Origin of the sequence: Clostridium sp. Marseille-P3244, assembly GCF_900120155.1 — a bacterium.
In the GTDB taxonomy this organism is placed as follows: domain Bacteria; phylum Bacillota; class Clostridia; order Lachnospirales; family Lachnospiraceae; genus Mediterraneibacter.
Window position 1 is genome coordinate 807,157 of the sequence record NZ_LT635549.1, and the last position, 22,590, is coordinate 829,746.

Here is a 22,590-nt window from a genome sequence, read left to right on the forward strand (position 1 = left end):
TCCTCCTTCGTATTGGTTAATATTTTCGTTTTTTATAAACGCTAAGTATATAATAATATAATAACACGTATAAAAAACAAAGTCATATCAGTGGTATTATATGTATTTCCTTACAGGAATACTATTTTTTTGTGAAAAAACTGTGAACGGGGCCGTGTACCTTTTAAAAGGTACACGGCCCCAATTCGATTAGAGAAATTTATTTTGTGACAGAGATAGTATTTCATTTCATCTTGCATTTCAAGGGCAGGTATAATACAATATTTGTAGCTGTCTTTTTACTAAAAAGGCAGAATTTTTACAATCTAAGCACAGGGGAGAAGAATACATGAGTGAAAATTACAGACCTCGTTCACTGGTAGAAATTATGAACGATGTGCTGAGTACTGTTCGTGATTACTACGATTCAGAATATGTATATTATATTGAAAAAGAGCAGGGTGATATTGATACTATTTATGAATGGTGCGCGGAGAACGTAGAATGGCAGCGTGACAGACTTAAGATGCTTCCAGAAGAACAGCAGCCGAAATGGATGAAAGAAGAGATTACAGATACAACATCGGACACTTATAGTGTTTTTACTCAGCTTGATGAAGATACGACAGCGATTCTGGCGGTCTGCGGCGTGCACAGAGGCGGATGTACTCTGGATCTGATGCGTGCGCTTCTTCCATATATTCCTCAGGCGATTGCCCTTCAGAAGCTTCAGAAACAGCAGGAGTATCTCAGTTATCACGATGATCTGACCGGACTGTTGAACCGGAACAGTCTTGTAGATTATTTTTCCAGCGTAAAGGCAGAGGATCTGAAGTCACTGGGAGCGCTCTCTGTTGATATCAACGGTCTGAAGAATTTTAACAAAGAATTTGGACGGGAATACGGCGATGAGGTCGTGATCCGGGTTGGGGAAGTGCTGGCCGAGTATTTCCACAGCGGATCAGTGTACCGGCTTACAGGAGATGAGTATCTTGTCCTTGTGGAAAATACTTCTTATGAAGATTTTACAAAACAGATTTATGCCGTTCACACCAAGCTGGATAATATCAGTCTGGGTCTTGCCTCTATGGGATATGCCTGGGAAAAAGTCAGCATTGAAGTGGACAAGCTGGTCAACAATGCGGAAGTGATGATGCGGGAGGAGAAGAAGAAATATTACAAGAACCTGAAAAAGGGACACCACGAACCGATCATCAAACAGGATCTTCTGGAGGATATTGAAAACGGGAACTTTATTGTCTGCCTGGTGCCCAAGTTTGATATCAGTACAGACTCAGTGGCGGGAGCGGAGGCAGTGGTCCGTTATCACCACAAAGATCTTGGAATTGTTGATCCGGGGAAATATATCAACCTTCTGGAGGAGACGAAACTTTCTCATTATCTGGATCTGTATGTATTTGAAGAAGTGTGCAAGACACTGCACCGATGGGAGATGGAGGATCTTCCGCTGATCCCGGTATCCGTGAATTTCGCGGGGGCCACGCTGCGACAGGAAAGCATAGCGGACAGGATGCTCCGACTGATCGAGAAGTATCATGTACGGTGTGAGTACCTGGAAGTAGAGGTATCTGAATCTTCAAATGATATGAATCAGGAAATGCTGGCAGAGACCAGCAGCAAGATCCGTAAGGGAAATGTAAGAGTGATCCTGGATCATTTCGGGGCAAAAGATTCCAGCTTTTCTATCCTGTCACTGATGGAGTTTGACGGACTGAAACTGGACAAAAGCCTTATTACAAATATTGTAGGAAATACGCGCAGCCAGATCGTGGCCCGCGCGGTGATCGATATATGCAGACAGCTGGGAGCAACTGTTCAGGCAGCCGGGGTTGAGACCCAGGATCAGCTGAATGTCCTGCGGGAACTGGGATGCGATTACGCGCAGGGAGCGCTGTTTAACAAACCGATCACAGTTGACACTTTTGAAGTCAGATATCTGAAAGGATAGAAGATGGTCAGGACCTGGATCGCGGATATAGAGCCGCTTTATGAGAAAGAATGTTTTGAACGGTATTATCGGGCTCTTCCGGAGTTCCGCAGAAAAAAGGCGGATGCTCTGCAGAATCTGCAGATGAAGGCCCAGAGTGTGGGTGTGTGGAGTCTGTGGGAAAAGATCCGGAGAGAATATAAACTTTCGGAAGACTGTGCGTTCAATTTTTCTCATTCGGGTTCCTATGTCATGTGCGCTGTTGAGCTGACCGGACGAAGAGTGAGGGTCGGATGTGATATGGAAAAAATCGGCCCGCTGAAAATGAAAGTTGCCGGCCGTTTTTTCTGTCGGGAAGAATACGAAATGATTCTGGGAAAAGATACAGAAGAGGAACGTTCAGAGCTTTTTTACCGGTACTGGGTCCTCAAGGAAAGCTTCATGAAGGCCACAGGAAAGGGAATGGCGCTTCCGGTCAATTCTTTCTGTATCCGTTTAGGGGAACCTCCTGTACTGGTCAGACAGCCGGAGGAGTTTCCCGAGGATTATCATTATACGGAATATAAAAGTGAAGGACTTCCATATAAAATGGCAGTGTGTTCAACAGCTACAGACATTGACGCAAAACTGCATATGGAGTTGATTTTATGAAAAAAATAAAAGTTACTAAAAAAATGAAGATCATGTTCCTGCTGGGCGCGGTGATCGGAGCCATAGCGGGAATCTTATTTACGATACTGATTGCAAACGGCATCATATCCGACCACAAGGAAGTGTTTTCTTCGGATATAGCGGCCTTGACAGAAGAAAATGAAGAATATAAGCTGCAGATCAGCAAAAATGAGGCGGCGCATAACAATACCGAGGTCCTTGCCGGGGACACGGACGGCTGGTCACTGGTCCTGGTGAATGAAGAGCATCCGCTGGACACATCCTATGTGCCGGAGGAAATGGTGGAAGTGGAACCCGAACGCTCGGTAGACGTAAGGATCATGGATGATCTGCAGGCGATGCTGGATGACGCCAAAGCTCAGGGCCTGAGTATGTATGTGGCCTCTGCCTACCGTTCCTATGATGATCAGTGCAGGGTGTTTAACACTACGATGACTGAATGGATCAATCAGGGGTATACTCCTCTGGACGCCTACGCGGAGACAAAGAAATCTGTAGCCGTACCAGGTTCCAGCGAACATGCGACGGGGCTGGCGGTGGACATTATCGCGTCCGCGTATGAGGCTCTGGATGACCGTCAGGGAGATACACCGGAGCAGCAGTGGCTTATGGAACATTGCTGGGAATACGGGTTTATACTCAGATATCCGCCGGAGAAGGCGGAGATAACCGGCATTATATTTGAACCGTGGCATTACCGGTATGTGGGGAAGACAGCGGCGAAGGAGATCAAAGAGCAGAATATTACACTGGAAGAATATCTGGACCAATAGAAAATTACAGCAGAGAGATGCGTCAGATGGATACAGAAGGAGGAAGATCATGGAAGATTTAACATTTGGAGAACAGGTCAAGATCATTCTGGGTCGGAAGGGAATGACCATCAAACGTCTCGCTGAGCTGATCGAGGCGGAGACAGGGAAAAAAATGTCAAGACAGAATCTTACGCAGAGGCTCGGAAGAGATAATTTTCAGGAACAGGATATGCGTATGATCGCCGAAATTTTGGGATGCCCTTTTCAGCTGAGTATTTTGTCCGGAGAAACCCAGGTTCCGGTAAGGAGTGTGGCAGCTCCGGAAAACAACGCTCCGGAACAGACCGATGCCAAAGAGAACGATACCAGTGAGCGGGCACGGGATGAGGAACAAAAAATACAGCCGGAAGAGCGGGATATGACGATCGGAGAACTTTATGAGATTCACCGGGAACTGTCTGAACTGGAAGAAAATGTGAAGGCCGGAGAACCGGTGGAAGAGATAAAGAGGGAACTGGACAGGCCAAAGAACGAATCCGGCGCGCAGACAGAAGAGGCGGCGGCTGAACCGGAAGAGAAGAACCGTTTTGAGCCGGTAATTTCCCATGATGATACAGAGGAAGATACAGAGATTGGAGAAGTGAATCCATATACCGGGCGGGAATATCAGTCTAACAGTGTGCGCATGCATCCGAGCAGGATCGGCTATGTGCAGGTATATGACCGCCGGATCCACAAGTGGACAGATATGACAGAATGGGCGTTTCTCGGCCTGCAGGAACGGAAGAAAGCGCTGCTTGGAAAAGCGTACGAGCCGCCGATCTACCTGGACTGACCGGCAGGAACACAGCGGGATTCCGGGAGAGGAAGGGGTATATAGAGGAGATGGTCATATATGGAATGGAAGACACTGTTGTCCGCGGACAGAGAGCGGGGAAATTCAAATCGGCAGAAATCGACAGATTTAAGAAGTGAGTTCGAGAAAGATTATCACAGGATCATAGGAAGCGCCTCTTTTCGGAGACTTCAGGATAAGACCCAGGTATTCCCCCTGGACAAGAGCGATTTTATCCGCACAAGGCTGACGCATTCTCTTGAAGTTTCATCCCTGGGGAAATCCCTGGGGCAGAATATCGGTGAAAATATATTAAAATATCGGAGAAATTCAGGATTTACCCCGCAGATGAAGGAGGATATCTCTCATATCCTTGAATGTGCGGGGCTCATTCATGATATCGGAAATCCGCCTTTCGGACATTTCGGGGAGACTGCCATACGGGAATGGTTTCAGCGCCGGCTGCCGGAACTTACCTTTTGTGGGAAAAAGGTGGAGGATATGTTGAGCGGGCAGATGAAGCAGGATCTTTATCATTTTGAGGGAAACGCTCAGGCTCTGCGCCTTGTGACAAAGCTGCATTATCTGGTGGATGAGCACGGTATGAATCTGACCTATGCCCTGCTCAACACAATCGTGAAATACCCGGTGCCATCCACAGGCATCGATCCGGAAAGCGGGAATATCAAAGATAAAAAGATGGGGTACTATCTGGCAGATGAGAAGATCTTCCAGAGAGTGACACAGGCGACAGGAGCAGGAAATAACCGGCATCCCCTGACCTATATTCTGGAAGCTGCGGACGATCTTGCTTATAAGACAGCGGATATAGAGGACGCCTTTGTAAAAGGCTTTATTACTTACTACATTCTGGAAAAAGAGCTGGCTCCTCTGGAGGCAGAACTGCGTCAAAGCGAGAAAGAAGGAAGGATGGATTACTGGTTTAAGCCCCTGGAGAAGCTTCATCAGCTATACGAGCGTGGAAAAGCCAAAAATATCAGTAATCCCGAGTCATACGCAGTGAAAAACTGGATTGTGAGTGCACAGGGATTTCTGATCAGCTGTGCTACATTCGGATTTACGTCAAATTATGACAGGATCATGGCAGGTACGTTTCAGCATGATCTTTTCCATGGCACATTCGGCGAGAAACTGATGGATCTGCTGGGAGATATGGCATACCGTTATGTTTTTTCTTCTATGGCGATCTACAAGATGGAAGTGTCAGAGTCAGCTATTCTGGACTATCTGATGGAGAAACTTGTCCAGGCAGTGTTGTACTATGACACAGATATAAAGCAGAATACCATTGACACCCGTGTGGTGTCCTTCATATCTGATAACTATAAAAACGCTTATAAACTGCAGGCAAAAGGAAAGAAGGAAGAGGAGAAGCTATATCTCCGCCTCCTCCTTGTGACGGACTATGTGTGCGGCATGACCGACAGCTACGCAAAAAGGCTTTATCAGGAAATGAACGGGATCGTTTAGTATCTATTTTGAGCAGGGCCCCACGCAGCGGCACCAGTGCCCGAAGTCCGGGTTGTCACAGCGCTCTTCTTCTTCCAGTCCGATGCAGTCTGTGTAGGAACGGGTGAAGCGAGGAAAGCCAAAGAGGTCCGCGGCCCGTGCCTCGTGCTGGTCATAGATACCCGGGACCCCGAGCCACAGCCGTCCGTTCTCTTCAATGAGGATGAGATGGCTGTAATTGTGATAACCGTGCAGCAGGAAACTGTTGTTGGCCAGAGGCCAGAAGCGCCGGGAAAGAAGAGAGATATCTTCCCGACGGATCTTTCGGGCAGAGGGTGTTGAGTGTTTGTCAGAAGAATGCTCCTGTGCTTTGGGAGTTTCTTCGGTTTCCGGTTCCCCGGGATCGTTCTGGACAGATTCCGTGTCTGCCGTGATTTCACTGGAGGTTGCTTCCCCGGATACGGAGGAATCCGGGATATTCTGTTTGTCTTCCGGTGAGCGCAGTCTGTTGATATCAACGTCAAAAAAGACTGTAGAAGCCATCCAGAACAGTGGAGTGCTGTTTCCGGGAAGCCGGATAAGAAATCCGTCGATCTGGGCCAGTGTACGGGATTCCGGGAAACGGGCCTCCGGTATGGGAAGCCGCGCGGAGATGTTACGGCCAAAACAGTTCAGTTCCGCGATCTGAGTCCCCACGAGATCTTTGTTGTCACAATAAAATGCATACAGTTCCATGGACGCGCCATTCCCAGAGGGGATGCCCCGGGCGTGGATCTGAAGGATGCAGGAGCGGTAATGTCTGGAAATTTTGATAAATCCCACATTTCTCCTGCGTCTGTTATTTTCATATTCGTACAGATAAAAAGTACCTGGATTCATAGATATCGACTACCTCTGGTCTTGTCTTGCTTCAGTCTAGTGTATTCGGGAAAAGAGGGAAAAAGAACAAAAACAATGGAGGGGACTATGACGGATACAGATGAAAAATATATGAGGGAAGCTCTGCGGCAGGCAAAAAAGGCCTATGCTCTGGAAGAGACGCCCATCGGATGTGTGATCGTTCATGACGGAAAGGTCATCGGAAGAGGATATAACCGAAGGAATACTGAGAAGAGCCCGCTGGCTCACGCGGAGATAGCGGCCATCCGGAAAGCCAGCAGGAAGATCGGCGACTGGCGCCTGGAAGAATGCACCATGTATGTGACCCTGGAGCCCTGTCAGATGTGCGCCGGGGCGATCGTACAGTCCCGGATCCCGAGAGTGGTCATCGGATGTATGAACCCCAAGGCCGGGTGCGCGGGTTCGGTGCTGAATATCCTTCAGGTAAAAGAATTCAATCATCAGGCTGAAATAGAGTCAGGAGTACTTGGGGAAGAGTGCAGTGAACTGATGAAACAGTTTTTCAGAGAACTGAGGGATAAAAAAAAGAAACAGATTTGAGATTACTGTTCTTGCAGATCTATTGCGGAGAGGTATCGTAAATATACGGTGCCTCTTATTTTTCTTTTTACGTGCATTGCGCTTCGAACGCGGCCAACAGACGTTACCCCGGCAGTTAACTCAGCCCAGGCACCCTCACGGCACCCGGAAGGTCCTGCTTAGTGCTGCTCCGTTCCCGGCCTGACACGGTTCACAGGTTCCCGTCGCGTGAGACCCGGACATCAACGTCACTTACCGGGGGCAGCCCTGCCGGCTTTTGCCCTCTGCGCAATATCACCCCTGCTATAGCGGATTGCAGGTACAAGGTACCGCTAACACCCCGGCTGCACGTGTCTTAATTTACCATGGTTACCGGTGAAATGTCAACGGATGCGAGGGAAAGAAATTGCAGAAGGATATATTTAGTGTTAAAATAGGAGAGAATTTCAGATTTCGGAGAGAAAGACAGAAACGGAGCGTACAGATGAAAGTTCTTCTGGCAGCGGTGAATGCCAAGTATATTCATTCCAATCTGGCTGTGTACAGCCTGAGAGCTTACGCGCACAGATACAGGAAAGAAATCCGCATTGCGGAGTATACTATTAATCAGCAGGTCGATGAGATCCTGAAGGACATTTACAAGTGTCGTCCGGATGTGATCTGTTTTTCCTGTTATCTGTGGAATATCACCTGTGTGGAACAGCTTCTTGAAGAGGTGCCGAAGATCCTGCCGGATACGGAGATCTGGGTGGGAGGACCGGAGGTATCCTACGACGCGCAACAGGTATTGAGCAGGAATCCCGGTGTGTCCGGCGTCATGCGGGGGGAAGGAGAAGAAACCTTCCTGGAACTGATGGATGTCTGGCACCAAAAGATCTGTCGGCAGGACTTGGAAACGGAAGATCTGTACGCGGTTGTCCGGGGGATTACATACTGGGGGAAAGGCAGGGAGATTAAGGAGAATCTTGGCCGTCCGGCCATGGATCTTAGCAGGATCCCGTTTCCGTACAAAGACCTTGCGGATGACACCGGAGATGATGACAGTCCTTTTTCTGCGGAGGAGTCAGTCCCTTTTAGAAACCGTATCATCTACTATGAATCCAGCAGAGGATGTCCTTTTTCCTGCAGCTACTGTCTCTCTTCTGTGGATAAATGTCTGCGGTTCCGGGACATCCGCCTTGTGAAAAAGGAACTGCAGTTTTTTATCGACCATGAAGTGCCCCAGGTGAAATTTGTGGACCGGACCTTCAATTGCCGGCACGATCATGCGATGGCGGTGTGGGAGTATATCAAGGAACATGACAGAGGGATTACCAATTTTCACTTTGAAGTGGCAGCGGACCTTCTCAACGATGAGGAGATCGAATTGATCCGTTCCATGCGCCCGGGGCTGATCCAGCTGGAGATTGGCGTACAGTCGGCGAATGAGCAGACAATCCGGGAGATCTGCAGGAAGATGGATCTGGAGAAAGTAAGGGCTGTCGTGGGGAAGATCCGAAAACAGGGAAATATCCACCAGCATCTGGATCTGATTGCCGGTCTGCCCTATGAGGATTATGACAGTTTTGGCAGGTCCTTTGACACTGTGTATGCTATGCGGCCGGAACAGTTACAGCTGGGCTTTTTGAAGGTGCTGAAAGGTTCACAGATGTATGAGAAGGCCGGGGAATACGGGCTGCTTTATCAGACCAGGCCGCCCTACGAGGTTTTGTCTACGAAGTGGCTCTCTTACGCGGATGTTATCCGGCTGAAAGCCGTAGAGGAGATGGTCGAGGTTTATTATAACAGCGGACAGTTCCGGAATACGATGGAATATCTGGAACAGGATTTTCCATCGGCTTTTGCCATGTATGAGGCTCTGGCGGCATATTATGAGGAAAAAGGATTTTTCCGTGCAAGCCATTCCCGGATCGCCCGGTATGAAATACTGGACTGTTTTATAACAGACAGGGTTATGGGAGACGCCGGGCAGCCGGAAGACGTACAGATGCCTGTGGCGGAAAAGAGGCGGACTTTCCGCGAAAGGTTGACACTGGACCTGTATCTGAGGGATAATGTGAGAAACCGTCCCGCCTTTCTTGGGGCAGAAAGTGTAAGTTCAGATGAAGCTGCCGCCTTTTACAGAGAGGAAGATAGGGCGCGGAGGTATGTTAGAGATTATGAGGGATATGACCGAAGACAGATCCGCAGGATGACCCATCTTGAACGGATCGGCGGATTGCTGGTACTGTTTGATTACCGCCATCGGGATCCTCTGACGGGAAATGCCAGAGTGTACAGGATAGATGATTTGACGGAGGTAAATTCACAGAAAGGAAATGTGCGATGAATTTTTATGATAAACGGGTAAGGCGCATCATATCTATTATCATCATAGTGATTGTCGCGGCCATGGTTCTGACAATGGTCATACCTTATGTTTTATAGACAGGCCGGAATGGCCCACGGAGCTGATGAGATATGAAGAAAGCCGGGAAAAGAGCAGAAAGAAAACTGAAAAAAAGAGTCAGCAGGAAGACACTGGCGCTCATAGGCGGACTGGTGTTCTGTGCTCTTGCTGCCATCATAGCCGTAAATGTGATGTTCCGCGTCACCATCAACAAATATGACCCGGATATTATTATCAACGGCGTGTGGATCGGTGATACGGATGTGTCCGGAATGACGCGGCAGGAGGCTGTTGAAGCAGTAACGCGTGATACAGCGGGCTGCGCTCAGGAGACGGTCACAGCAAAACTGGACAGCGAACGAAAGGCGGAACTGACGTTATCTGAGCTGGGAATGGCTCCGAAAGATCTGGAGAAGCTTGTGGACAGCGCCGCAGATTACGGGAAAAAGGGAAATCCGGCGGCTTGTTATAAAATATTGAAGAATGCCGAGGAGAACAAGAATAAAAAAGTATTTTCCGTTGAATATGAGGTCACGGAAGATTCGGCTGGAAGCGTACTGGCGGAAAAGCTGACCGGGCTTCTCAGTCAGCCTTCTGACGCCAGGCTCACACAAGGTGAGGGTGGGACCAAGCTGATAGCGGATGTGCCCGGAGAGGCTCTTAATATTAAAAAAACAGTAGAGAATATCAACGCCCGGATCGGGGAAGGCTGGGATAAGAAGGCCTTTGACGTAGAAGCGGCGGTCACGGAAATCCAGGCGGATATCACCAGGGAAGATCTGGCTGATATTACAGATGTACTGGGTACGTTTACTACATATTATGGAAGCAGTGACGGGGGACGCACGATGAATGTGGAATCCGGCGCGGGACATATCAATGGAACACTGATGCAGCCGGGCGAGGAGGTGTCAGCGGACGATCTGATGGCGCCGTACACAGAGGAAAACGGGTATGCCATGGCGGCCTCCTATGAAAATAATGAGGTTGTGCAGTCTATGGGAGGAGGCATCTGCCAGGTGTCCACAACACTGTACAATGCCCTTCTGCTGGCGGAACTGGAGATTACGGAACGGTATGAACATTCCATGCTGGTTTCTTATGTGGAACCGTCAATGGATGCCGCGATCGCGGACGATGTGAAAGATTTAAAATTCCGCAACAATCTGCAGGATCCTGTCTATATTGAGGCAGTGCTCCAGGACGGGAACGTTACATTTAATATTTACGGAAAAGAAACTCGTCCCGGGGAGCGGACCGTCGAATATGTCAGTGAGACTCTGGAGACAACAGAATCGGATGAGACCAGATATGTGGCTACAGAGGATGCCATCGGCACAATGTACACTCAGAATGAGGGGCAGTCCGGGTTGACGGCACAGTTGTGGAAGATCGTATACGAAAATGGTACAGAGGTGAGCCGGGAAGCGGTCAACTACAGTACTTATCTGGCGTCAGGCAAAACCATAGCGGTGGGAACCTTTTCGGATAATGAAGAGGATTCCGCAAAGATTAATGCGGCAATTGAGACACAGGACGAGAAGCAGATCAATGCCGCTATCCAGGAGATCACAGGCGGAAAGGAAGAATAAAAGAAACCGGAAATGAGTATGAAATACGGAAGGATCGGCCAGACCGCATGGAACCGGTCGATCAGGAAACAACTGCATACAATAAGGGATGAAGTAATATTATCCCCCTCTCCTCAGAATGCTTGCGGCGGAATCCGGTATATGGCACCGGAAACAGACCACGGATCGTCTGAGGAAGAAACAGAAGAAACGGTTTTCCTGTGGGCGGATGTCCGTGTATCGGGAAACTCCCCGAATATCGGATATTATGCAATTCTTCAGGCAGCGGGAGAACTGGCTGCTCAGGGGATCTGTATGACCGGTGTTTCTGTGCGCGTCCTGCTTCCGCCCGGATCTGAGGAAGAGGATCTGAAAGAGCTGGCGGCGGGAATCGAGGAAGCCTGCCGGCGCATGGAGATCCAGGTATCTTCAATCCAGGGAGAAGTTACTTCTGCCGTAACGATCTGCACGGTGTTTGTATCCGGCGCAGGAGCCGGGGAAAAGAAGGCCCTGCCCGCTGCCTGTCCTTTGGATGGAGGAGAAATCCTGCTCTGCGGATATGTGGGACTGGAGGGGACGCTGCGGATATTGGATGAGGCAGAGGACGAGCTGGAGACGCGTTTTGTACCGTCTTTTCTTGCTCAGACCAAAGAGCTGCGCAGGGAACTGGTAATCCCGGATCAGCTTTTGCGGGCAACAGATGCGCGAGGAAGAATCCGGGCCATCCGGCAGATCGGAAGCGGAGGGATTCTGGCTGCGCTTTGGGATCTGGCAGAGGAGCTGGACACAGGATTCGAGGCAGATCTGTCCGCCATGGCGCTGCGGCAGGAGACGGTTGAGATCTGCGAGTTCTACAGACTGAATCCGTATCAGATGACTTCGGCCGGGAGTTTTCTGATTGTTACAGAGCATGGGGACGCGGTCCTGGATGTGCTGGAGAAGGCAGGCGCGCGAGCCGGAAGGCTTGGGGTCATAAAAGCGCACAGAGCGCGGGTGATCTCAAGCGGAGAAGAAATCAGATATCTGGACAGGCCTGCCCCGGATGAACTGGAAGTTTGGATGTCCGGACGGCAGTTTGGCAGAAAGTGACAGAGAAAATAAATATCAGATGTTCAGGAGGAAATGAAATGAACGACAAAAAAGAAGCTTTGAGAATTGAGATCTTAAAATACATTGAGAAACACAGCAGGGTGGATCTGGGAGAACTGGCGGTGCTCCTTGGCGTGGAGGAGACAGATGTAGCCAATGAGATGGCAGAAATGGAAAAAGAGAAGATCATCTGCGGGTACCATACTCTGATCGACTGGGATAAGGCCGGTGTAGAGATGGTAACGGCTCTGATCGAAGTGAGGGTCACACCGCAGAGAGACCGCGGGTTTGACCGTATCGCGGAGCGCCTGTACAATTATCCGGAGGTCTATGCGGTCTATCTGATCTCAGGAAGCTACGATCTGCTGGTTACACTGGAGGGCAAGACGCTCAAAGAAGTTTCCCGCTTTGTGTCCGAGAAACTCTCTCCTATCGACGGAGTCCTGAGTACGGCCACCCACTTTATTCTTAAAAAATATAAAGACCACGGCACCGTTATGGTACCAAGGAAAGAGTCGGAAAGGATCGCGGTGACACTGTAATGAGAAATCCATTATCGAAAAAAATCATTGATATACAGCCGTCAGGAATCCGCAAATTCTTCGATGTGGCAAATGAAATGGAAGACGCTATTTCTCTGGGCGTGGGAGAACCTGATTTTGATACCCCCTGGCGGATCCGGGAGGAAGGAATATTTTCGCTGGAGAAGGGAAAAACATTTTATACATCCAATGCGGGACTGAAAGAGCTGAGAAAAGAGATCAGCAAATATCTGGAGCGCAAGATCCATGTTTCTTATGATCCGGTAAAGGAAACCCTTGTGACAGTGGGAGGAAGTGAAGCCATTGATATAGGGCTGCGTTGTATGCTGGATCCGGGGGATGAAGTGCTGATCCCCCAGCCCAGTTATGTATCCTATCTGCCGTGTACGGTCATGGCGGATGGAGTTCCGGTAGTGGTTCCGCTTAAATATGAGAATCAGTTCAAGCTGACGAAGGAAGATCTTGAAAAATATACAACCGAAAAGACAAAGGTGCTGATCATGCCTTTCCCCAACAACCCCACAGGTTCTATCATGACGAAGGAGGACCTGGAATCGGTGGCCAGGTTTATTGTCGAGCATGATCTGTATGTCCTGTCAGATGAGATCTATTCTGAGCTGACCTATCAGACAGAACATGTATCCATTGCGAGCCTGCCCGGAATGCGGGAGAGGACTCTCGTGATCAATGGATTCTCCAAAGGATTCGCCATGACCGGATGGAGGCTTGGCTACTGCTGCGGTCCGGAAATAATCATCGAGCAGATGACCAAACTGCATCAGTTTGCCATCATGTGCGCGCCCACGAACAGTCAGTACGCGGCAGTGGAGGGCTTAAGAAATTGTGAGGATGAAGTAGAAGAGATGCGGAAGTCCTATAATCAGAGACGAAGATTTCTCATGCATGAGTTCGCCAGGATGGGGCTGGAGTGTTTTGAACCGTTCGGCGCGTTTTATGTATTCCCCAGTATCAAGGAGTTTGGTATGACATCGGAGGAATTCGCTACAAGACTTCTGGAGGAGGAGAAAGTGGCGGTGGTTCCGGGAACCGCGTTCGGTGAGTGCGGAGAAGGATTCTTGAGGATTTCCTATGCGTATTCACTGGAAGATCTGAAAGAGGCGCTGGGCCGTGTGGAAAATTTTATCCGGCGTCTGAGGGAAAAGGCCCATGCTTAACATTGTACTTCTTGAGCCGGAAATCCCGGCCAATACAGGAAACATCGGAAGGACCTGTGTGGCTACAGGCACAAGGCTCCATCTGATTGAACCGCTTGGTTTCAGCCTTTCAGAAAAGGCACTTAAGAGAGCGGGGATGGATTACTGGAAAGATCTGGATGTGAAGACTTATATCGATTATCAGGATTTTCTGGAAAAGAATCCGGGAGCCAGGATTTATATGGCGACCACCAAGGCGCGAAAAAATTATACAGAAGTTTCTTATGGATCGGACTGTTACATTATGTTCGGCAAGGAGAGCGCCGGTATTCCGGAAGAAATTCTTGTGAAAGATCCGGAAAATTGTATAAGGATCCCTATGATCGGCGGCATCCGATCACTGAACCTGGGAAATTCTGTAGCCATTGTACTGTATGAAGCACTGCGGCAGAACGGATTTGCGGGGATGCAGATACAGGGAGAACTGCACAGGCTAAGCTGGGAAGATGAAAGATAAATGTAGAAAACAGACCGGGAGGAAATTTTTTACGGTAGAAATGCCGTATGAAATTTCCTCCCGGTCTGTTTTTTAGAGGTATGGCTGCATCCATTTTGAAGCGGCATATTTGGGCGTAAAAGATAAAAATTTCTCAACACTGTTATTTAAATATTTTCCCTTTTTCCATATCAGGCCAATATCCTGCTCTATACAGGGAGAAATCGGGATCCCTACCAGATCCGGGTGTTGCGCAAGAACAGTAGAATACAAGATCGCGCCGCCCAGATGGCCAAGTATAAAGTTTTTAATCGTATAAAGCTGACTGGAATGCATGAGAATATTGGGTTTGGTGCCCAGTTTGTCGAAAAAGGAGAGAAGGGTCTGGTTTTGAACAGAATCCGTATTATATAGGATAAGTGGTTCCCGGCTCAGCTGTTCGATGGAAATTTCTTTTTTACATGCCAGAGGATGATCTCGGGATATACAGAATACAAGTCGATCCGTCAGGAGACGGAAGGAATTCATATTGGCAGAGTCCGGGAAATGCATATTAACAAGGGCCAGATCCAGTTCTTCATCCTGGATTAAAGAGGCTGCCCGGATGGAACCATACTCAAAAAGCTCGATGGGAATCGTCGGATATTTCTCCCGGAAGGCAAGAAGCATGTCCGGGAAAAAGATAATGCTGAGCAGCGGAGGAATCCCGATCCGTAATGGTGCGATCTCCATGCCCAGATCATGAAATTCCTGGGAAGTCTGATCAATCTGTCGGAGCAGTTCACTGGCTTTTCTGTAAAATACTTCCCCTTCTTTCGTAAGCGTAAGATGGTTTTTAGACCGTGTGAAAAGATTTACAGAAAATTCTTTCTCCAGTTCCCGTATAGCGCTGGATATAGCAGGCTGTGTAACATAAAGTTTCTGGGCCGCCTGCGTGATGCTGTGGTACCGGCTGACTGCGCAGAAATATTCCAACTGTGTGATCTTCATGATGTCCTCCTTGATGTGAGCAAGTTCCAGTATGTAAGAAGTATAGCATATTTTATCTGAGAAAATGAGCAAATATATAGACAGACTATAAAATTTTTTTATAAAGGCATCATTTTTACTGAATTTACAGATAAGACAGAGCGATTTTATAATTAGCTCAGCAAAATAAATTGACCCGGCCGGTCAGAATTTTATTGGAACAGGAGGGTTTTATGATCAAAACATGTGTGACAGAAGTTTTCCTGAAAGGAAACAGTTATGAACGCGGAGTGAGTTATGGGGAGCAGGCCGCGGACGCCATTAAACGATGTATTGACCATTATGCAGAGTACATTAAAAAGAGCACGGGAATGGACTGGGAGACAGCATGCGAAGGTGCGAAGATCTTTGAAGAGTCGATCCGGAATTTCCGGCCGGAATATATCGACGAGATGAAAGGCATCGCCCAGGGGGCAGGGGTTCCCTATGAAGAGATCCTGGCGATCAACTGCAGAAGTGAGCTTTATGCCATGAAAGGAGGGCTTCAGCAGGAATGCACAGCGTTTGCGATTATGCCATCCGCCAGCAGGAACGGCCATGTCCTGGCAGGGCAGAACTGGGATAATTGTTACGGCCAGAGAGACTGCATGGTGGTCGTGCATATTTATCAGGAGGACAAGCCGGATATAATCCTTTTTACAGAAGCAGGTTTCATTGGCGGAAAAGGGATGAACAGCAACGGACTTTCGTTGACTTTAAATGCTCTGGAGACAAATTTTAACAGCAAGGGAGTGCCGCTTCATATCAAGATGCGGGCCGCGCTGGATTCTTGCCATATAGCAAAGGCATATGAAAGCGTTGCCAAACCATTGTCAACTGTAGGAGCAAATCTTATCATTACCAGCGGGGATGGAGTAGCTTTAAGCGCAGAGCTGACGCCGGATGGAGTAGACGCCGTCCTGCCGGATCAGGGAGTGATCGCGCACACGAATCATCTGTTAAGTCCCATGCTGCAGCAGAAATCCCCGGACAACTGGAGATCCTGGGGAACCACGTTTGTCAGGCTTTGCCGGCTGAGAGAACTTTTGTACGGGCATCATGACATTGACAAAGAATATATGTTCCATGTGATGCGTGACCACGGAGGTTATCCGTATTCAATCTGTTACCATCCGGAAGAGAAAGAGCCATCCATTGAGACTATGGCGGGCAACTACAGCCTGGTGATGGATACGACAGAAAAGACGGCATATTTCTGCGCAGGGCAGCCCTGTGAGGGAGAGTTTAAAGAGTATCGTATTTAAAGGACAGAGTACAAAGGAGGGAATACATTATGTATGCAGTATTTATCGTAGTATTCAGTGTGGCGCTGCTGTCATTCCTTATCATGAAATGCAGGGTGCATGCATTTTTTTCTCTGGTCATTACGGCAGTTGTAGTCGGGGTTTTATCCGGGATGCCTCTGGCTGACTCTATTAGCCTGATGACAGAAAAGCTGGGCAGCAGTATCAGCAGTATTGCGGTTGTGATCGGTCTGGCAGTTGTTTCGGGACAGCTGATGGATGAATCAGGAGCGGCGGAGAAGATTGCCCGATCTATCCTGAAATTGACAGGAAACAACAAGGCTCCGCTTGCCATGGTGGGAACCGGATATGTACTATCCATCCCTCTGTTTTCAGACACAGCCTATTATCTGATGATCCCGATTGCGCGGGCACTGTCCCTTTCCAGCGGTGGAAGCTTCGTGGCAATGATCGTCGCCATGGGATGCGGAGCGCTGGCCACTCATTGTTTTGTGCCGCCTACCCCGGGGCCTCTTGCTATGGCAGAAACGTTGGGGATCGATCTTGGACTTACAATGCTGGTTGGTATGGTAGTGGCCGCTTTCGCGGCAATAGCAGGCGGATGGATCTGGGGACAGTTTATTTCAAAAAGAGTTGAGATCCCCAAGGAGCGATATGCGGCCGGAGAAGCGGACCAAGGTGCCCAGAGAGAACTTCCGAACTTGGGGGTATCACTGCTCCCGATCGTGGTGCCTGTTGTCCTGGTCGCGGGGAATACACTGACGAACGCTTTCCTGCCGGGAACAGCCGTGGCAGCATTCTTTGGCACATTCGGCGGCGTTCTGGTAGAATGTGGGATCGGAAGCGCAATAACCGGACTGTTCCACAGCACTGGTATTTCTCCGATCATCTTCGCGTATATCCTGGCAGTGATCTTTAAGACAAGTCAGGGATCCAGTGCGACATCGATGATCACAGTATCGGCCATGCTGGCGCCTCTTCTTCCGGAAATGGGACTTACTTTCCATCCGGTATATATCCTCACCGCGATCGCTGCCGGTTCCATGACCTTCTCGTGGATGAATGACAGTGGATTCTGGGTGATCACAAAGCTGTGCAACATGACAGAAAAAGAATCTCTGTCCACAGTCTCCATGGGAAGCCTGATCATGAGCGTAGTAGGACTTATTGTTACACTGATCATGTCGGTGATCCTTCCTATGGCATGATAATATTTGGTCGTGCAGAGTAAAACATAACAATGAACGAAACATATAAGGAGATAGTTTTAAAGATGAACAGAGAGCAGCAGACAGAGCAGCTGACCAGATATATGGCGGATTTTGTGTCCTATATCTCAAAGGTTCTGCCGGATGACATCGCAGAAAAGCTGGATGAGCTGGCACAGGAGGAGGATGGGGTGCTTCCCCGGATCATATATGATACGATGAAAAAGAATCAGGACCTGGCCAGACAGCTGGACCGCCCCAGCTGTCAGGACACAGGCGTACTGCAGTTCTGGGTAAAGTGCGGAACTTGTTTCCCGCTGATCGGAGAACTGGAGGCGCTCCTGAAAGAGGCTGTGGTGCGGGCCACAGCCGAAGCGCCCCTGCGCCACAACAGTGTAGAGACATTCGATGAATACAATACCGGAAAGAATGTGGGGAAGGGAACGCCTACGGTGTTCTGGGATATTGTTCCCGACAGCGATAAGTGTGAGATCTATGTCTACATGGCCGGGGGAGGATGCAGCCTGCCGGGCAGGGCCATGGTGCTGATGCCGGGAGAAGGGTATGAAGGGGTCGTACAATTTGTAATGGACGTAATGACTTCTTATGGCCTGAACGCATGCCCGCCGCTGCTGGTAGGAGTGGGAGTGGCCACCTCCGTGGAAACTGCGGCTCTGCTTTCAAAGAAAGCACTGATGCGGCCGCTGGGCAGTCATAATGAAAATGAACGCGCGGCGCTGATGGAACATCTGCTGGAGGAAGGGATCAACCAGATCGGCCTGGGCCCCCAGGGAGTCGGCGGAAGAAAATCTGTCCTGGGCGTCCATATCGAAAATACGGCAAGGCATCCCTCCGTCATAGGAGTGGCGGTCAATGTGGGATGCTGGTCACACAGGCGAGGACATATAATTTTCGACAGAGATCTGAATTACACGATTACGACGCATTCGGGGGTGAGGCTATAATGGTGGAGATAAAGGATGGGAAAAAGATTTTGACAACACCGATATCAGCGGAAGATCTGGAAGATATCCACATCGGTGAGATCATTTATTTAAACGGCAGCATGACCACCTGCCGGGATGTGGCCCACAGAAGAGTGGTAGAGGAAGGACGCAAACTTCCGGTAGATATCAGAAACGCCGCCATCTACCATGCAGGCCCCATTATACGTTCATCGGGAGACGGAAAATACGAAATGGTGTCTGTAGGGGCTACCACCAGTATGCGCATGGAGAAGTTTGAGAAAGAATTTGTGGAGCAGACGGGAGTGCGTCTTATCATCGGAAAAGGTGGAATGGGGCCGAATACAGAGTACGCCTGCAGAAACTACAAGGCGCTGCATTGTGTGTTCCCGGCAGGAAACGCTGTAGTTGCTGCCGTTGAGGTAGAAAAGATTGAAGATGCCCAATGGCTGGATCTGGGAATGCCGGAAACACTCTGGCATTGCCGGGTAAAAGAGTTCGGCCCGCTGATCGTATCTATAGACACAGAAGGAAGAAATCTTTTTGAGGAGAACAAAGCGCTCTTCAACCGGAGAAAAGAGGAAGCGCTGAGGCGGATCTGCAGTCAGGTGGGATTTATAAAGTAATATACCGGATCATACAATAATAGTTGTAGATATCTAAGATTAATTATGGAAGAGCAGAAGTCAAAGCTCCTTTACAGGGAACTTTGACTTCTTTTTTCACAATATTATAACTGACTAAGGATTTATTAGTATATATAATGTATATTTGTAAAAACAACTAATAAATATTTTGAATAATTGCTATAGCTGGTATATAATGGCTCTAGGTGTATGTGAGAAATAGACAAAAAACACTCTGTTCAGGAGGAACCGTCTGCATGAAGCGGGGCGGATTGGAAAAACTAAGGAAATAATAAGACAGGACAGGAAAGGTGGTGGATGGATATGGTCGAAGAGACAATCCGGACGATCCGGGAGACAGAAAAGCAGGCTGATGTGATCGTAGCAGAGGCGGAAGAAAAAGGCAGAGAGATTATAGAAAATGCCAAAGCGGAAGCACTGGCCAAATCAGAGGAGATCATCCGGAAAGCCAGGGAGAAAGCCCGTGAGACGCAAGAACGGGCAGAGCAGGCTGGACATGGGGAAGAAGAGAGAGCCTCAGAGGCCACAGAAAAAGAGATTCAGGCCTTGAAAGCGCTGGCCGCGGAGAAGGAAGAAAAGGCGGTTAGTCTTGTGATCTCCATGCTGGCTTAAAGAAGCAAAGATATCACATAAAACTGACAGTAAAGGAGGGATTAGTTAAATGGCGGTACTTAAGATGCAGAGGATCAGCATCTGTGCCTTAAAGAAAGACCGAAAAGCAATCCTGGAGAAGCTGCAGAGACTGGGTGTTCTGGAAATCAGGCATGTCATCGATGAGGACGATGATTTCAGAAAGATGGACACTTCGGGACAGAGAACGGAATATGAAAAGGCTGCCGCGTCTTTGGACCAGGCCATCTTGCTTCTGGACAAATATGCACCGGAAAACAAGTCTATGTTTGCTGCTCTGGAGGGAAAGAAGCTGATCGGTCCGGATACGGAGCAAAAGGTACAGGAAAAGAGCGGAGAACTTCTGCAGACCGCGGAGGAGATCTACAGCCTGGATCATGAACGCTCAGAACAGCTGGGAATGATCACGAAATTTAAGAACAGTATTGAGACACTTACACCCTGGCTTTCTCTTGATGTATCGATGAAGGCGGCGGAAACGCAGAGGACAGTATTATTTCTGGGAACGATGCCCTCGGGGACGACATTGGAATCTGCATATGAAATATTGGCAGAAAAGGCTCCGAACACAGAAAGCGCGGACATTCATATTATCTCCTCAGAGCAGAGTATGGTCTATCTTGCGGTGATCTGCCTGAAAGAAGAGTCATCTGCGGTGGAGGATGCTTTAAGATCTGCGGGATTTGCGCGGCCGTCTCAGTCCTGGGACAGAACTCCGGCTAAGGAAAAGGAAGAGCTGGAACAGCAGATGGTCCTCTGCGAGGATAAAATCAGGGAGATCGAGCAAAGGCTTCAGGAACTCTCGGCGCAGAGAGAGGATCTCAAAATCGCGGCGGATTATTTTCGTGTCCGGGCGGAGAAATATGCGGTCCTGGGACAGATCCCCCAGTCAAACCGCACGTTTGTGATCAGCGGATATATTCCGCAGCGCGAGGCGGATCATGTGGCAAAGGATCTCTCCGGGAAATATGACTGTACAGTCGATGTGGAGGATCTGAAGGAGGGGGAAGAGGCTCCGGTCATTTTAAAGAACAATCCCTTTTCCGCCAATATGGAAGGAGTCGTGGAATCTTACGGCCTTCCCCATAAAGGAGAGATCGATCCGACAACGATTATGTCGTTCTTTTATGTATTCTTTTTCGGAATGATGTTGTCTGACGCGGCATATGGCGCGATCGTGGCAATCGTCTGCGGAGTGCTTGTTCATAAGTTCCCGCGGATGTCAACGGGAATGCGGAAATCACTGCGGCTGTTTTTTTACTGCGGTCTTTCCACGCTGGTATGGGGAATTCTGTTTGGCGGATATTTTGGGAATGTTGTGGATATCGTATCAGAGAAGTTTTTTGGGAAAATGGTGACGGTACCTGCGCTTTGGTTCATTCCTCTCAATGACCCGATGAAGCTTCTGGTGTTCTCGCTCCTCTTCGGTGTGATCCACTTGTTCGTGGGGCTGGGAATCAAAGGGTACCTGTGTCTGAAAGACGGTCAGGTCCTGGATTTTTTCTGTGACGTGGTACTCTGGTATATGCTGGTCACAGGACTGATCCTGATGCTTCTTCCCAGCGATGTTTTCGCGTCCATCGCACAGACAAATATCGTATTTCCTGAATGGCTGAATATGACGGCGAAGATCCTGGCCGCCGCGGGTGCCATCGGGATCGTGCTCATGTCCGGGCGGGGAAGAAAGAACCCGGTGCTGCGGCTGGCCCTGGGAGCATATGATCTGTACAATATCACAGGCTGGCTCAGCGATGTGCTTTCCTATTCCCGACTGTTGGCTCTGGGGCTTGCCACAGGAGTTATCGCTTCCGTTATCAATCAGATGGGAAGCATGGTGCCAAGCAATGTGATCGGAGTGATCATTTTTGCCGTGATTTTCGTGGTCGGCCATGCGCTGAATCTGGCTATTAACCTATTGGGAGCGTATGTGCATACAAACCGTCTGCAGTTTGTAGAGTTTTTTGGAAAGTTTTATGAGGGGGGCGGACAGCCGTTTAACCCTTTCAAAGAAAATACAAAATATACAGATGTTAAGGAGGAAACTATATCATGAATATTGCAGAAAATCTGGGAATCGTTTTTGCGTTGTTGGGAGCGGCTTCGGCTGTACTGTTTGCGGGAATCGGATCTGCGATCGGAGTCGGTATCGCCGGTCAGGCGGCATCCGGTGTTGTCACTGAGGATCCGAGTAAATTTGCGAAAGTGCTGGTTATCCAGCTTCTTCCGGGTACACAGGGCCTGTACGGACTGCTGGTAGGTTTTATCACATTGTCCAAGATAGGAATCCTTGGCGGTGAAGTGGCAGATATCTCTGTGATTACCGGGCTTCTCATTCTGGCGGCATGCCTGCCCATTGCCGTGGTAGGACTTCTTTCCGCTATCTCACAGGGAAAGACGGCAGTAGCCGCTATCGGTATTGTGGCAAAGAAACCGGATCAGTTTGGTAAAGCCATGCTGTTTCCCGCCATGGTCGAGACATACGCAATCCTTGCTCTTCTTGTTTCATTCCTGGCAGTAAACGGAATTCCGGTATAGGAAATAGCACGCA

At 48.9% G+C, this 22,590-nt stretch carries 21 protein-coding genes and 1 other RNA gene; 19 read left to right on the plus strand and 3 right to left on the minus strand.

Features of this window, described 5'->3' with window-relative positions:
* Positions 1-328 precede the first annotated feature (328 nt).
* The 5 genes from BQ7367_RS05550 (at position 329) to BQ7367_RS05570 (ending at position 5,680) form a co-directional block, all read left to right on the plus strand.
* Positions 329-1,948 (plus strand): bifunctional diguanylate cyclase/phosphodiesterase, encoded by a 1,620-nt coding sequence (locus tag BQ7367_RS05550; protein ID WP_072524557.1) that lies wholly within the window; start codon positions 329-331, stop codon positions 1,946-1,948.
* 3 nt (positions 1,949-1,951) lie between these two features.
* Positions 1,952-2,578, plus strand: coding sequence for a 4'-phosphopantetheinyl transferase family protein (locus tag BQ7367_RS05555; protein ID WP_072524558.1), 627 nt, complete (start codon positions 1,952-1,954; stop codon positions 2,576-2,578).
* A 299-nt stretch (positions 2,579-2,877) separates the two neighbouring features.
* Complete coding sequence (locus BQ7367_RS15005) at positions 2,878-3,372, plus strand: M15 family metallopeptidase (RefSeq protein ID WP_442855397.1); 495 nt, start codon at positions 2,878-2,880, stop codon at positions 3,370-3,372.
* Between the two features lie 49 nt (positions 3,373-3,421).
* Entirely contained in the window at positions 3,422-4,189 is a 768-nt protein-coding gene (locus BQ7367_RS05565; RefSeq protein WP_072524560.1) for a hypothetical protein, read from the plus strand.
* A 60-nt stretch (positions 4,190-4,249) separates the two neighbouring features.
* Positions 4,250-5,680: a deoxyguanosinetriphosphate triphosphohydrolase gene (locus BQ7367_RS05570; RefSeq protein ID WP_072524561.1), complete on the plus strand. Its 1,431-nt coding sequence runs from the start codon at positions 4,250-4,252 to the stop codon at positions 5,678-5,680.
* A 3-nt stretch (positions 5,681-5,683) separates the two neighbouring features.
* On the opposite strand, the gene BQ7367_RS05575 is transcribed toward BQ7367_RS05570, so the two are convergent.
* The gene (locus tag BQ7367_RS05575; RefSeq protein ID WP_072524562.1) at positions 5,684-6,538 is read right to left on the minus strand and encodes a DUF6128 domain-containing protein; all 855 of its coding nucleotides are present in this window, start codon (positions 6,536-6,538) and stop codon (positions 5,684-5,686) included.
* A gap of 87 nt (positions 6,539-6,625) precedes the next feature.
* On the opposite strand from BQ7367_RS05575, the gene tadA reads away from it, so the two are divergent.
* Positions 6,626-7,099 (plus strand): tRNA adenosine(34) deaminase TadA, encoded by a 474-nt coding sequence (tadA, locus tag BQ7367_RS05580; RefSeq protein ID WP_083588885.1) that lies wholly within the window; start codon positions 6,626-6,628, stop codon positions 7,097-7,099.
* A 69-nt stretch (positions 7,100-7,168) separates the two neighbouring features.
* Here tadA and ffs read toward each other — a convergent pair.
* Positions 7,169-7,430: signal recognition particle sRNA large type (ffs, locus tag BQ7367_RS05585), an RNA gene on the minus strand.
* A gap of 132 nt (positions 7,431-7,562) precedes the next feature.
* Here ffs and BQ7367_RS05590 point away from each other — a divergent pair.
* From BQ7367_RS05590 to BQ7367_RS05615, 6 genes are all read left to right on the plus strand, one after another.
* Positions 7,563-9,407 carry a B12-binding domain-containing radical SAM protein gene (locus BQ7367_RS05590; protein WP_072526092.1) on the plus strand — a complete coding sequence of 615 codons (1,845 nt, stop codon included), beginning with the start codon at positions 7,563-7,565 and terminating at the stop codon, positions 9,405-9,407.
* A gap of 131 nt (positions 9,408-9,538) precedes the next feature.
* The gene (locus BQ7367_RS05595) at positions 9,539-11,059 is read left to right on the plus strand and encodes a VanW family protein (RefSeq protein WP_072524564.1); all 1,521 of its coding nucleotides are present in this window, start codon (positions 9,539-9,541) and stop codon (positions 11,057-11,059) included.
* A gap of 12 nt (positions 11,060-11,071) precedes the next feature.
* Complete coding sequence (locus tag BQ7367_RS05600; protein WP_083588886.1) at positions 11,072-12,127, plus strand: AIR synthase-related protein; 1,056 nt, start codon at positions 11,072-11,074, stop codon at positions 12,125-12,127.
* A gap of 38 nt (positions 12,128-12,165) precedes the next feature.
* Positions 12,166-12,669: an Lrp/AsnC family transcriptional regulator gene (locus BQ7367_RS05605; protein ID WP_072524565.1), complete on the plus strand. Its 504-nt coding sequence runs from the start codon at positions 12,166-12,168 to the stop codon at positions 12,667-12,669.
* Complete coding sequence (locus BQ7367_RS05610) at positions 12,669-13,844, plus strand: aminotransferase class I/II-fold pyridoxal phosphate-dependent enzyme (RefSeq protein ID WP_072524566.1); 1,176 nt, start codon at positions 12,669-12,671, stop codon at positions 13,842-13,844. The genes BQ7367_RS05605 and BQ7367_RS05610 overlap by 1 nt, the downstream gene beginning before the upstream one ends.
* On the plus strand, positions 13,837-14,340 hold the full coding sequence (locus BQ7367_RS05615; protein WP_072524567.1) for a tRNA (cytidine(34)-2'-O)-methyltransferase: 504 nt from the start codon (positions 13,837-13,839) through the stop codon (positions 14,338-14,340). Before BQ7367_RS05610 ends, BQ7367_RS05615 begins: the two co-directional genes overlap by 8 nt.
* A 72-nt stretch (positions 14,341-14,412) precedes the next feature.
* On the opposite strand, the gene BQ7367_RS05620 is transcribed toward BQ7367_RS05615, so the two are convergent.
* On the minus strand, positions 14,413-15,309 hold the full coding sequence (locus BQ7367_RS05620; RefSeq protein ID WP_072524568.1) for a LysR family transcriptional regulator: 897 nt from the start codon (positions 15,307-15,309) through the stop codon (positions 14,413-14,415).
* 212 nt (positions 15,310-15,521) lie between these two features.
* Here BQ7367_RS05620 and BQ7367_RS05625 point away from each other — a divergent pair, with 212 nt between their 5' ends.
* The 7 genes from BQ7367_RS05625 (at position 15,522) to BQ7367_RS05655 (ending at position 22,577) form a co-directional block, all read left to right on the plus strand.
* A complete protein-coding gene (locus BQ7367_RS05625; RefSeq protein WP_072524569.1) occupies positions 15,522-16,592 on the plus strand; it encodes a C45 family autoproteolytic acyltransferase/hydrolase in 1,071 nt (356 codons plus the stop codon).
* Positions 16,593-16,621: 29 nt separating this feature from the next.
* Positions 16,622-17,800: a GntP family permease gene (locus BQ7367_RS05630; RefSeq protein WP_072524570.1), complete on the plus strand. Its 1,179-nt coding sequence runs from the start codon at positions 16,622-16,624 to the stop codon at positions 17,798-17,800.
* A 65-nt stretch (positions 17,801-17,865) separates the two neighbouring features.
* Entirely contained in the window at positions 17,866-18,765 is a 900-nt protein-coding gene (gene ttdA / locus BQ7367_RS05635) for a L(+)-tartrate dehydratase subunit alpha (RefSeq protein WP_072524571.1), read from the plus strand.
* Positions 18,765-19,391 carry a L(+)-tartrate dehydratase subunit beta gene (ttdB, locus tag BQ7367_RS05640; protein WP_072524572.1) on the plus strand — a complete coding sequence of 209 codons (627 nt, stop codon included), beginning with the start codon at positions 18,765-18,767 and terminating at the stop codon, positions 19,389-19,391. Before ttdA ends, ttdB begins: the two co-directional genes overlap by 1 nt.
* Positions 19,392-19,715: 324 nt before the next feature.
* Complete coding sequence (locus BQ7367_RS05645; protein ID WP_072526094.1) at positions 19,716-20,024, plus strand: hypothetical protein; 309 nt, start codon at positions 19,716-19,718, stop codon at positions 20,022-20,024.
* Positions 20,025-20,073: 49 nt separating this feature from the next.
* Entirely contained in the window at positions 20,074-22,095 is a 2,022-nt protein-coding gene (locus BQ7367_RS05650; protein ID WP_072524573.1) for a V-type ATP synthase subunit I, read from the plus strand.
* The gene (locus BQ7367_RS05655; protein WP_072524574.1) at positions 22,092-22,577 is read left to right on the plus strand and encodes a V-type ATP synthase subunit K; all 486 of its coding nucleotides are present in this window, start codon (positions 22,092-22,094) and stop codon (positions 22,575-22,577) included. Before BQ7367_RS05650 ends, BQ7367_RS05655 begins: the two co-directional genes overlap by 4 nt.
* Positions 22,578-22,590 lie beyond the last annotated feature (13 nt).